This window comes from Mycobacterium sp. NAZ190054, from assembly GCF_001545925.1.
In the GTDB taxonomy this organism is placed as follows: domain Bacteria; phylum Actinomycetota; class Actinomycetes; order Mycobacteriales; family Mycobacteriaceae; genus Mycobacterium.
The window spans coordinates 1-11,147 of sequence record NZ_LMVQ01000105.1; the positions used below are offsets into that span (position 1 = coordinate 1).

An 11,147-nucleotide genomic window follows, 5' to 3' on the forward strand; every position below is an offset into this window, starting at 1 on the left:
TACCGCGTCAACACTTCACGCACCTGCTGCTCAAAACCGGGGTTGCCCAGCCGGGCCGCGCCGATGTTCACGTGGATGTCCAGGTCCAGCCCCATCCCGCGGACTTCCCGGCACGCCAGATCCAGCAGCAGGCCGCCGTCGGGTACCTGCGCCACCACCGCGGCGGTGGCGTCGACGGCCACCGTGACCGATTCCACCGGTTCGCCGGGGTCGCCGCAGACGAGCCCGACGGAGTCCCAGCTCTGCGCCAGCCGAGGCGGGTACGCCGCTTCGAGCACGTCGATCACGTCGACCAGCCGGACACTTGCCACATCACGACACTAGTGCGCGTGACATCACCCGGAACCGAGCGGCACCCCGGGTGCCGGCTCAGGGACAATGGACGGGTGACAGACATGCTGGACGGTACCCGCCCCGTCGCTCCCGTCGGACGCGGCGACCTGGTGATCTTCGATCTCGACGGCACCCTGACCGATTCGGCCGAGGGCATCGTCGCCAGCTTCCGTCACGCACTGCACTCCGTCGGCGCGTCCGTTCCCGACGGCGACCTGGTCAGCCGGATCGTCGGGCCGCCGATGCACGTCACGCTGGCCCAGATGGGCCTCGGCGAGCACGCCGACGCCGCCATCGCCGCCTACCGCGCCGACTACGTCAGCCGCGGCTGGTCGATGAACCGGCCGTTCGAGGGCATCCCGGCCTTGCTGACCGATCTGCAGACGGCCGGGGTGCGGCTGGCGGTGGCGACGTCGAAGGCCGAGCCGACCGCCCACCGGATCCTCGCCCACTTCGGCCTCGACGGGTGCTTCGAGGTGATCGCCGGCGCCAGCCCCGACGGCACCCGGGCCGTCAAATCCGAAGTGGTCGCGCGCGCCCTGGCGCAGTTGGCCCCGGTGCCGGACCGGGTCGTGATGATCGGCGACCGTCACCACGACGTCGAGGGCGCCGCGGTCCACGGCATCGGCACGATCGTGGTCGGCTGGGGTTACGGCCACCGCGATTTCGCCGACGGCGACGGAGGTGCGCTCGCGCACGTCACCGACGTCGACCATCTGCGCGAGGTGCTCGGTGTCTGAGCTGGTGCACGTGACGTTCATCTGCTCGGGCAACATCTGCCGAAGCCCGATGGCGGAGAAGATGTTCGCCCACCAGATCGGCGAACGCGGGCTGGGTGACGTCGTCCGGGTCACCAGTGCGGGCACCGGCCACTGGCACGAGGGCGAGCCGGCCGACCGGCGCGCCGGCCATGTGCTCCGTGCCCACGGCTATCCGTCGGCTCACCGTGCCGCCCAGATCAACGACGACCACCTGTCCGCCGACCTGATCGTCGCGCTGGGCCGCAATCATCTGCGGATGCTGCAGCACATGGGCGTGCCCCCCGAGCGGCTGCGGATGCTGCGCTCCTTCGACCCGAGGTCGGGTGCACACGTGCTCGACGTCGAGGATCCCTATTACGGCACCCAGGACGACTTCGAGGACGTCTTCGCGGTGATCGACGCGGCGTTGCCCGGGCTGCACCGCTGGGTGGACGAGCAGCTGGCCGGCCGGGAACAGGCGGGTTGACATGCGGCGTTGGGCCTTCCTGCTGCGGCCTCAGTGGCTGGCGTTGTTCGTCGTCGTCCTGGCGTTCGCCTACCTGTGCTTCACCGTGCTGGCGCCGTGGCAGCTCGGGAAGAACACCAAGACCTCACGCGAGAACAGTCAGATCTCCCGGTCCCTGGACGCCGAACCGGTCCCGGTGACCACCCTGCTGCCGGAACAGGATTCGGCCGCCCCGGAGGAACAGTGGCAGCAGGTCACCGCGACCGGCCGCTATCTGCCCGAAGCCCAGGTGCTGGCGCGGTTGCGGCTGATCGACGGCGATCCGGCCTTCGAGGTGCTGGTGCCGTTCGCCGTGGACGGCGGACCGACCGTGCTGGTCGACCGCGGATACGTGCGTCCGGTCGAGGGTTCGGCGGTGCCGCCGTTCGATCCGCCGCCGACCGAGACGGTGACGATCACGGCGCGGCTGCGGGACTCCGAGGGCGTCGCGCGGGACAAGACGCCGTTCGAGGCCGACGGTGTCAGACAGGTGTACTCGATCAACATCGAGCAGATCTCCGAGCTCACCGGTGTACCGCTGGCGGGTTCGTACCTGCAGCTCGTGGCCGACCAGCCCGGCGGGCTCGGGGTGATCCCGCTCCCCCACCTCGACGCGGGCCCGTTCCTGTCCTACGGCATCCAGTGGATCGCGTTCGGCATCATCGCCCCGATCGGCGTCGGCTATTTCGTGTACTCCGAGATCCGGGTGCGCCGGCGGGAGAAGGCGCTGGCCGACGCCGAAGCGCAGAACGCCGGCGGCGAGCCCGCCCCGGTCACCACCGAGCAGAAACTGGCCGACCGCTACGGCAAGCGACGCTGACCGTCGCCCGATTCCCCCGATGCCGCGGGTCGGGGTGACAAACTGTGCCGATGGCCGACGTGATCTTGACCGCAGGAACCGTCATCACGATGGACGACGGCGCTCCCCGCGCGCAGGCGGTCGCGGTGTCCGGCGACAGGATCGTCGCGGTGGGCGGTGTCGACGACTGCCGCGCCGCCCTGCCCGACGCCGAGATCGTCGACACCGGTGCGCCGGTCTTGGCGCCGGGATTCGTTGAGCCGCACGGTCATCCGCTGATCAGCGGGGTCGCCACCCAGGCGCCCGCCCGCTCCGTCGCGCCGTGGAACTGCCCCACCTGGGCTGATGTGCAGACGGTGTTCGCCGACGCGCTGGCCACCAGCGACCCGGACACCCCGCTGTGGTTCGCCGGCTACGACGCGCTGCTGCACGGTCACCCGGCGCCCGACGCCGACGAACTCGACCGCATCTTCGGTGACCGCGTCACCGTCGTGACCGACAACTCGGGGCACGGGGTCTACTTCAACTCCGCGCTGATCCGCAGCTACGGCTGGGACGCCAAACCGCCCGCCGACCCGGTGGCCTCGCACTACGGCCGCAACCCGGACGGCTCGCTGAACGGCCAGGGCTTCGAGCTGCCGGTGCTCACCGCCGTGACCGGCCCGCTGATGGCGCAGATGGGTGATCCGCTGGCGTCGGCGGCGAACTACTTCGCGCTGATGTCGCGCGGCGGCTACACCTCCACCTCGGACATGACCTACGACCAGAAGTTCGCCGCGGGCTACGACGCACTCGCCGCGGCGCCGTCGTGCCCGCTGCGGGTCAGCATGTGGGAGATGTCGACCACCGACAGTTATTGGCAGCCAACCACTTTCTCGGCCGGCGAAACCTGGCTGGCCAAGGCGGGCGTGAAACTGTGGACCGACGGCTCGCCGTGGGTCGGCAACATCGCGATCTCGTTCCCTTACCTCGACACCGAGGCCACCCGCACCGCCGGGATCGACCCGGCCACCGCGGGCGGGGCGGAGTCGATGAACTACAGCCGCGCGCAGCTCGACGCGATCCTGGACCGCGCCGCCCCGGCGGGCTGGCAGATGGCGTTCCACGCCAACGGAGACCTGGCGCTCGACCTCGCCCTCGACGCGTACGAGGACGCGCTGCAGCGCCACAATCTGCTGGGCACCGACCACCGCTGGCGGCTGGAGCACTGCGGGGCGGGCACCCGCGCGCATTTCGACCGGGCCGCGCGGCTGGGGGTGCACCTGTCGATGGCCCCGTTCCAGTACTACTACTGGGGCGACCTGCTCGACGGCGCCATCTTCGCCCCCGAGCACGGGGCGCGCTGGGCCGCGTTCAACGACGCGGTCAGCTCGGGTGCGTGCGTGTCGCTGCACAACGACGGTTCGGTGTCACCGCCGACACCGGTGGTCAATATCGCCACCGCCGTCACCCGGCGCACCCGGGACGGCGGGGTGCACCGTCCCGACCAGGCCATCACGCTCGACCAGGCGTGGCGGGCCCAGACCATCGATGCGGCACGGACTCTGCGGCGCGAGCACCTGGTGGGCTCGATCGCCGCAGGCAAGCTGGCCGACTTCGTCGAGCTCAGCGCGGACCCGTGGACCGTAGACCCGGATGCGTTGATCGACACCGTTCAGGTGACGGGCACCTGGCTGGGCGGCCGCAGGATCGACCTCGACGAGTTCCTCGCCGCGGTCGGCGGCGCCGACAACACCGAGCACGCCCACCTCGCGGTGCGCGGCGCCAAGGGTTGTTGCTGACAGAAACTGTCGGATTTCGGCGACGGCGCCACCGGGTACCTCTACCGGCATGTTGGCGAAGATCACCTCCACCGCAGCGCAGTTCGTCGAAGGCCTGGGCGCGCTCGTCGGCGTACGCGCAGGCACCGAGGAACCGATGTACGTGCGGGAGACGACCGTGGGCGACATCGAGATCCGCCGGTACGGCCCGCGAATCGCAGCGCAGACGGTGGTCGCCGGCGACGAGGTGACGGCACGCACCGCGGGCTTCCGGCGCCTCGCCGGCTACATCTTCGGCGGCAATCCCCGCCAGACCACGATCGCGATGACGGCCCCGGTCGCCCAGGCCCGCGACGCCGACGGCAGGTCGGTGATCCGGTTCTTCATGCCGTCGAAATGGTCGATGGAGCTTCTGCCCCAGCCCGACGACGAGCGTGTCGAGCTCGTCGAGGTGCCCGGGGAGACGTACGCGGTGCTGCGCTTCACAGGCGATCGCAGCCCGCAGGCCGTGGCCGCAAAGAGCCGGGAACTCCTCGAGGGCTTGGCGGGCAGCGGTTTCGCGCCGCAGGGCGAACCGATGTCATGGTTCTACGACCCGCCGTGGACGCTGCCGTTCCGGCGTCGCAACGAGGTGGTGGTCGCCGTCAGCCCCACCGGGTGACGGTCCGCGGCCTCCCGCTCAGCGGATACTACCGTCCTGCGCGTCGACCCTGACCTCGACATCCGAACCGTCGGCGTGCACGAGTTCGATCTTCCACACCACCTGGGCGCCGTCGCTGTCGATCTCGAGCTCGTCGAGCATCGTGTCACGTTCCCGGTCGGCGGCGGTCTGCAACGCGCGGGCGGCGTCCACGGCCGCCTCCTCGGCCCGGCGGGCGTCGTCGTCGGCGCCGTCGGACGGAGTGGAGGAGATCACCCGCGCTCCGGCGGCGTCGACGACGACATCGAACTGCTGTCCGTTGGACGCCACCTCGACTTCGAACACCCGCTGGCCCTCACGTGTCTCGACCTGCACGTCGTAGGGGCGTCCGTTCGGCACCGCTCCGGCCGAGGTGCGCAGCGCCTGCTGCGCGGCGTCTATCGGCAGCCCGGGGCCGCCGGGCGTCGGCGGCATCGCGGAGGTCCCGGTCGTGGTGGGACCCGGTGGCGGGGCGCCGGCCTCGGGGCCGGCGCTGCTGGTGACCGTCTCGGTGACCGTCTCGGCCGGCGTGTCACCACCCTGTCCGCACCCACTCACCGCGCAGGCGAGAGCGATCGCACCGATTCCTGCCACAAGGTCGTCACGTAGTGCCATGATGCGCGGCTACCCGGGACGGGGATCGGCAAACCATTCGACAGTGGGCGCGGACGGTATCGAACCGCCGACCGCTGGTGTGTAAAACCAGAGCTCTACCACTGAGCTACGCGCCCGATCCCGGGCAGGCTACACGGCAGCGCGGCCCAACCGGAAATCATCGTCAGCCGGTGTTCAGCGCCTCCAGTGCCTGCGTCCACACCGCCTGATCCCTGGCCTCGCCGGGTTCCTTGCATTCGGCGAAGCGGATGGTCCCGGCGCGGTCGATGACGAACGTGCCGCGGTTGGCGAACCCGGACGCGTCGTTGAACACGCCGTACGCCTGGCTGACCGCGCCGTGCGGCCAGAAGTCCGACAGCACCGGGAAGGTGTAGCCCCGGTCGGCGGCCCACGCCTTGTGGGTCGGCGACGGGCCCACCGACACCGTCAGCGTCGCGGTCTTGTCGTTGACGAAATCACCGATCTTGTCCCGGATTTCGTCGAGCTCGCGCTGACAGACACCGGTGAACGCCAGCGGGAAGAAGACCAGCACCACGTTCTGGGCGCCGCGGAAGCCACTCAGCGTCACCGGCTGGTTGTTCTGGTCTTTGAGCGTGAAATCCGGCGCGGGCCGGCCCACGGAAAGCACCACCTAGCGTCTTCCGGCGGCCTTGGACTTCGGCTGCACCAGACGGCTGGCGATCCAGTCGCCGAGGTTGGCCGAGGAGGTCTGCATCAGACCCGCCGTCGGTGCCGACTCCGCGATCTCGGCCGGCAGCACGTGCCCCGGCTTTCCCGTCTTCGGGGTGACGACCCAGATGACACCGTCGTCGGCAAGCGGGGTGATGGCGTCCATCAACGTGTCGACGAGGTCGCCGTCGCCGTCGCGCCACCACAGCAGCACCACGTCGACCACCTCGTCGGTGTCTTCGTCGAGGAGGTCGTTGCCGCTCTCGTCCTCGATGTCGGCCCGGATGTCGTCGTCGGTGTCCTCGTCCCAGCCCAACTCCTGCACAACCTGATTTTTTTGGATGCCCAGCTTTCGGGCGTAGTTCGGGGGGTCACCCGCCGACACCACCGTCGGTCCTCCTTCAGCCGCCTGTGCGCACCGTGCGCTCGGTCACGTTCGAAGTCCTATCGTCGCATGCCCAGCCCAGACAGCAAGCCATCTAGCGGCAGGTTCATCGATATGCCGCGTCGCAACGGTCCAAAGCGGTGGTCTTGGCTTCGTTCAGCCGCTCGATCCCGGCGTTGAATTCGTCGGTTCCGTAGTTGCCCGCGATCGCGGTGGCCACGGCCCGCGCCGCGTCCACCCAGCTGTTGAGGGCGTCGCGCAGCTCCGGGGTCAGCGGGTCGGAGATGCTGCCCGCGACCAGGTCAGCGCTGTGGTTGAGCGCGTCGACGGCCGGGCCGGCCGTCCGGCCGACGTCGGCCGGGTTGTTGTTGAACGCGTCGACGTAGGTGTTGACCGCGCCGATCGCCTCGGCGCTGCTGGAACTCAGCGCCTCGCACGAGGTGCGGACGGCCTCGACGGTCAACGACGCCTGCCGCTCGGATTCGCGCGCGCTGGAACTGGCCGCGGACTCCTCGAGGGACGCCGAGACCGACGCCCGGTACAGCGGCGCCTCCCCCTCGGCCACCGCGGGATCCCCGTCGGTGACGTTCGTGCAGCCCACCACGACCATCGCCAGCGCGGCGAACGCGCCGGTCACCGACGCGGCGAGCCGCACGCTGCGGGCGCCCCACCGACCGATCAGCACAGTCTGCAGACGTTACCGGCTCACCTGCCGGTTCACCCGGAACTTGCCCCGGATCGTGGCCCGCACCCACCCGCTGGTGCGCATGCGGCAGGATTAGACGAGGATGGAAGCGCCGCGTGCGCGGGACGCAAGGTAACCCACCGAGCCGATGCGGACGTAGCTTGAACCGCCTAACAAGGAGCGGAAGTTGACCACCGAGTTCGTGCGCCAGGATCTGGCCCAAAACTCCGGCAGCACAGCAGAACCCGACCGGGTTCGTGTGATCAGAGAAGGTGTCGCCTCGTACCTGCCGGACATCGACCCCGAAGAGACCGGCGAATGGCTGGAGTCCTTCGACGACCTGCTGGACCGCTCCGGTCCGGCCCGTGCCCGCTATCTGCTGCTGCGACTCCTCGAGCGGGCCGGCGAGCAACGCGTCGCGATCCCGGCGCTGACGTCCACCGACTACGTCAACACGATCCCGACCGAGCTGGAACCGTGGTTCCCCGGCGACGAGGACGTCGAGCGCCGCTACCGGGCGTGGATCCGATGGAACGCCGCGATCATGGTGCACCGTGCGCAGCGCCCGGGAGTCGGTGTGGGTGGCCATATTTCGACCTACGCGTCGTCGGCCGCGCTCTACGAGGTCGGCTTCAACCACTTCTTCCGCGGCAAGAGCCACCCCGGCGGCGGCGATCAGATCTTCATCCAGGGTCACGCCTCCCCCGGTATCTACGCGCGGGCCTACCTGGAAGGCCGGCTCACCGCCGATCAACTCGACGGGTTCCGCCAGGAGCACAGCCACGCCGGCGGCGGGCTGCCGTCCTACCCGCACCCCCGGCTGATGCCCGACTTCTGGGAGTTCCCGACGGTGTCGATGGGCCTGGGCCCGATGAACGCGATCTATCAGGCCCGGTTCAACCACTACCTGCACGACCGGGGCATCAAGGACACCTCCAAGCAGCACGTGTGGGCGTTCCTCGGTGACGGCGAGATGGACGAACCGGAGAGCCGCGGCCTGGCGCATGTCGCCGCGCTCGAAGGCCTCGACAACCTGACCTTCGTCGTGAACTGCAACCTGCAGCGCCTCGACGGCCCGGTGCGCGGCAACGGCAAGATCATCCAGGAGCTGGAGTCCTTCTTCCGCGGTGCGGGCTGGAACGTCATCAAGGTGGTGTGGGGCCGCGAGTGGGACGCGCTGCTGCACGCCGACCGCGACGGCGCGCTGGTCAACCTGATGAACACCACCCCGGACGGGGACTACCAGACCTACAAGGCCAACGACGGCGGCTACGTCCGGGACCACTTCTTCGGCCGCGATCCGCGCACCAAGGCCCTTGTCGAGCCGATGACCGACACCGAGATCTGGAACCTCAAGCGCGGCGGCCACGACTACCGCAAGGTCTACGCGGCCTACCACGCGGCGATGGAGCACAAGGGCCAGCCCACGGTGATCCTGGCCAAGACCATCAAGGGTTACACGCTGGGCAAGCACTTCGAAGGCCGCAACGCCACCCACCAGATGAAAAAGCTTGCGCTGCAAGACCTCAAGGACTTCCGCGACGTGCAGCGCATCCCGGTCAGCGACAAGCAGCTCGAGGACGACCCGTACCTGCCGCCGTACTACCACCCGGGGCCCGAGGCGCCGGAGATCCGCTACATGCTCGACCGGCGGCGGGCGCTTGGCGGGTTCCTGCCGGAGCGGCGCACCAAGAGCAAACCGCTGACGCTGCCCGGCCGGGACACCTACAAGGCGTTGAAGAAGGGGTCGGGCAAGCAGGAGGTCGCCACCACCATGGCGACGGTGCGCACCTTCAAGGAGCTGTTGCGCGACAAGAACATCGGGCCGCGCTTCGTTCCGATCATCCCCGACGAGGCACGCACGTTCGGCATGGACTCGTGGTTCCCGAGCCTGAAGATCTACAACCGCAACGGCCAGCTCTACACAGCCGTGGACGCGGAGCTGATGCTGGCCTACAAGGAGAGCGAAGTCGGCCAGATCCTGCACGAGGGCATCAACGAGGCGGGTTCGACCGCGTCGTTCACCGCGGTGGGCACGTCGTACGCGACGCACAACGAGCCGATGATCCCGATCTACATCTTCTATTCGATGTTCGGGTTCCAGCGCACCGGCGACGGCCTGTGGGCCGCCGCCGACCAGATGGCCCGCGGCTTCGTCCTCGGCGCCACCGCCGGGCGCACCACGCTCGTCGGCGAGGGCCTGCAGCACGCCGACGGGCACTCGCTGCTGCTGGCGGCCACCAACCCCGCGGTGGTGGCCTACGACCCGGCGTTCGCCTACGAGATCGCCTACATCGTCGAGAGCGGCCTGGAGCGGATGTACGGCCCCGACCCGGAGAACGTCTACTTCTACATGACGATCTACAACGAGCCCTACGTTCAGCCCGCCGAACCCGAGGGCATCGACGTCGACGGCCTGCTGCGCGGCATCTACCGCTACCAGGCCGCACCGGAGAAGCGCAGCAACACCGCACAGATCCTGGTCTCGGGGGTGGCGATGCCGTCGGCGCTCAAGGCCGCCGAGATGCTGGCCTCGGAGTGGGACGTCGCCGCCGACGTCTGGTCGGTGACCAGCTGGGGCGAACTCAACCGCGACGGCGTGGCCATCGAGAAGGCGAAGCTGCGCCATCCCGACCGGCCCGCGGAGACGCCGTACATCACCAAGGCGCTCGCCGAGGCCACCGGACCGGTGGTCGCGGTGTCGGACTGGATGCGCGCGGTGCCCGAGCAGATCCGGCCCTGGGTGCCGGGCACCTACATCACGTTGGGCACGGACGGCTTCGGCTTCTCCGACACCCGCCCGGCCGCCCGGCGCTACTACAACACCGACGCCGAGTCGATCGTCGTCGGTGTGCTCGAAGGGCTCGCGGCCGACGGCAACATCGACATCTCGGTGGCCGTGGAAGCGGCCACGAAGTACGAGATCGACGACGTGATGGCGGCGCCGGAGCAGACGTCGGACCCCGGAGTCGCGTAGGCGACGACATCAGGCACCGAGTCGCGTAGGCGACGACATCAGGCACCGAGTCGCGCAGGCGTTGGAGGTTTCCGCTAAAACCCGGCGTAGATTTTAGGAATGGCCGACAGCAACCGGTTCGTCCCGCCGCGATCGACCGTCGAGGTGCTGGAGAGTGTCCCGGAGTCCGCGCTGCGCCGGCTCAAGCAGTACTCGGGCCGGCTGGCCACCGAGGCCGTGCACGTGATGGAGGAACGGCTGCCGTTCTTCGCCGCGCTGGAGGCGTCCCAGCGCGCCAGCGTGCAGCTGGTCGTGCAGACCGCGGTGGTCAACTTCGTGGAGTGGATGCGCGATCCGCGCAGCGACGTCAGCTACACCGCGCAGGCGTTCGAGGTGGTGCCGCACGATCTGCGCAGACGGATCGCGTTGCGCCAGTCGGTGGAGATGGTGCGCGTCACCATGGAGTTCTTCGAGGAAGTGGTGCCGCTGCTGGCCCGCTCCGAGGAACAGCTGGCCGCGTTGACGGCCGGCATCCTGCGCTACAGCCGGGACCTGGCGTTCGCGGCGGCGACCGCGTACGCCGACCAGGCCGAGGCGCGCGGCGCGTGGGACACCCGGATGGAGGCCAACCTCATCGACGCGGTGGTGCGCGGCGGCACCGGACCCGAACTGCAGTCCCAGGCCGCGGCGCTGAACTGGGACGCGACCGCGCCCGCGACGGTCATCGTCGGCACGCCGCGCCCGGACCGGATGGAGTTCGCCGGCGACGACGTGCGCGACGTCGCGGACCGTAACGGACGCGCGACGCTGTCCGACGTGCACGGCACCTGGCTGGTCGCCGTCGTCTCGGGGGGCCTGTCGCCGACCGACCGGTTCCTGTCCGAACTGATGAGGGTCTTCGCCGACGGCCCGGTCGTGATCGGCCCGACCGCCCCGACACTCGGCGCGGCCCATCGCAGCGCCACCGAGGCGATCGCGGGCATGAACGCCGTGGCCGGGTGGGCCGGTGCGCCGCGCCCGG

The 11,147-nt window shown here is 69.7% G+C and carries 12 protein-coding genes and 1 tRNA gene; 7 read left to right on the top strand and 6 right to left on the bottom strand.

What is annotated here, in order from left to right:
- Positions 1-311, bottom strand: a 311-nt coding sequence (locus tag ASJ79_RS32095) for a Nif3-like dinuclear metal center hexameric protein (RefSeq protein ID WP_197420145.1), incomplete at its 3' end; no start/stop codon positions are given.
- A gap of 84 nt (positions 312-395) precedes the next feature.
- Here ASJ79_RS32095 and ASJ79_RS09285 point away from each other — a divergent pair.
- From ASJ79_RS09285 to ASJ79_RS09305, 5 genes are read left to right on the top strand one after another with little or no spacing between them, the layout of a single operon-like run.
- Positions 396-1,073 (top strand): HAD hydrolase-like protein, encoded by a 678-nt coding sequence (locus tag ASJ79_RS09285; RefSeq protein WP_067954420.1) that lies wholly within the window; start codon positions 396-398, stop codon positions 1,071-1,073.
- Complete coding sequence (locus tag ASJ79_RS09290) at positions 1,066-1,560, top strand: low molecular weight protein-tyrosine-phosphatase (RefSeq protein ID WP_067954423.1); 495 nt, start codon at positions 1,066-1,068, stop codon at positions 1,558-1,560. The genes ASJ79_RS09285 and ASJ79_RS09290 overlap by 8 nt, the downstream gene beginning before the upstream one ends.
- Position 1,561: 1 nt before the next feature.
- The gene (locus ASJ79_RS09295) at positions 1,562-2,398 is read left to right on the top strand and encodes an SURF1 family protein (RefSeq protein WP_067954425.1); all 837 of its coding nucleotides are present in this window, start codon (positions 1,562-1,564) and stop codon (positions 2,396-2,398) included.
- A 50-nt stretch (positions 2,399-2,448) separates the two neighbouring features.
- Positions 2,449-4,158 carry an amidohydrolase gene (locus tag ASJ79_RS09300; RefSeq protein ID WP_067954427.1) on the top strand — a complete coding sequence of 570 codons (1,710 nt, stop codon included), beginning with the start codon at positions 2,449-2,451 and terminating at the stop codon, positions 4,156-4,158.
- Between the two features lie 49 nt (positions 4,159-4,207).
- On the top strand, positions 4,208-4,798 hold the full coding sequence (locus ASJ79_RS09305; protein ID WP_067954429.1) for a heme-binding protein: 591 nt from the start codon (positions 4,208-4,210) through the stop codon (positions 4,796-4,798).
- An 18-nt stretch (positions 4,799-4,816) separates the two neighbouring features.
- Here ASJ79_RS09305 and ASJ79_RS09310 read toward each other — a convergent pair whose 3' ends face one another.
- From ASJ79_RS09310 to ASJ79_RS09330, 5 genes are all read right to left on the bottom strand, one after another.
- Entirely contained in the window at positions 4,817-5,431 is a 615-nt protein-coding gene (locus ASJ79_RS09310) for a PepSY domain-containing protein (RefSeq protein ID WP_067954431.1), read from the bottom strand.
- A 44-nt stretch (positions 5,432-5,475) separates the two neighbouring features.
- Positions 5,476-5,547, bottom strand: a tRNA-Val gene (locus ASJ79_RS09315).
- 47 nt (positions 5,548-5,594) lie between these two features.
- The gene (locus ASJ79_RS09320; protein WP_067954441.1) at positions 5,595-6,059 is read right to left on the bottom strand and encodes a peroxiredoxin; all 465 of its coding nucleotides are present in this window, start codon (positions 6,057-6,059) and stop codon (positions 5,595-5,597) included.
- A 3-nt stretch (positions 6,060-6,062) separates the two neighbouring features.
- Positions 6,063-6,488 (bottom strand): DUF3052 domain-containing protein, encoded by a 426-nt coding sequence (locus ASJ79_RS09325; protein WP_067954433.1) that lies wholly within the window; start codon positions 6,486-6,488, stop codon positions 6,063-6,065.
- 103 nt (positions 6,489-6,591) lie between these two features.
- Positions 6,592-7,095, bottom strand: a complete 504-nt coding sequence (locus tag ASJ79_RS09330) for a hypothetical protein (protein WP_067954443.1) — start codon at positions 7,093-7,095, stop codon at positions 6,592-6,594.
- A 262-nt stretch (positions 7,096-7,357) separates the two neighbouring features.
- Here ASJ79_RS09330 and aceE point away from each other — a divergent pair, with 262 nt between their 5' ends.
- Positions 7,358-10,147: a pyruvate dehydrogenase (acetyl-transferring), homodimeric type gene (gene aceE / locus ASJ79_RS09335; protein WP_067954435.1), complete on the top strand. Its 2,790-nt coding sequence runs from the start codon at positions 7,358-7,360 to the stop codon at positions 10,145-10,147.
- Positions 10,148-10,246: 99 nt separating this feature from the next.
- Positions 10,247-11,147, top strand: a 901-nt coding sequence (locus ASJ79_RS09340; protein WP_067954439.1) for a PucR family transcriptional regulator, incomplete at its 3' end; no start/stop codon positions are given.

Coding starts and splice junctions, on each gene's coding strand:
- ASJ79_RS09285 (WP_067954420.1), top strand. CDS start 396: ATGCTGGACGGTACCCGCCCCGTCGCTCCCGTCGGACGCGGCGACCTG.
- ASJ79_RS09330 (WP_067954443.1), bottom strand. CDS start 7,095: ATGGTCGTGGTGGGCTGCACGAACGTCACCGACGGGGATCCCGCGGTG.
- ASJ79_RS09305 (WP_067954429.1), top strand. CDS start 4,208: ATGTTGGCGAAGATCACCTCCACCGCAGCGCAGTTCGTCGAAGGCCTG.
- ASJ79_RS09310 (WP_067954431.1), bottom strand. CDS start 5,431: ATGGCACTACGTGACGACCTTGTGGCAGGAATCGGTGCGATCGCTCTC.
- ASJ79_RS09300 (WP_067954427.1), top strand. CDS start 2,449: ATGGCCGACGTGATCTTGACCGCAGGAACCGTCATCACGATGGACGAC.
- ASJ79_RS09295 (WP_067954425.1), top strand. CDS start 1,562: ATGCGGCGTTGGGCCTTCCTGCTGCGGCCTCAGTGGCTGGCGTTGTTC.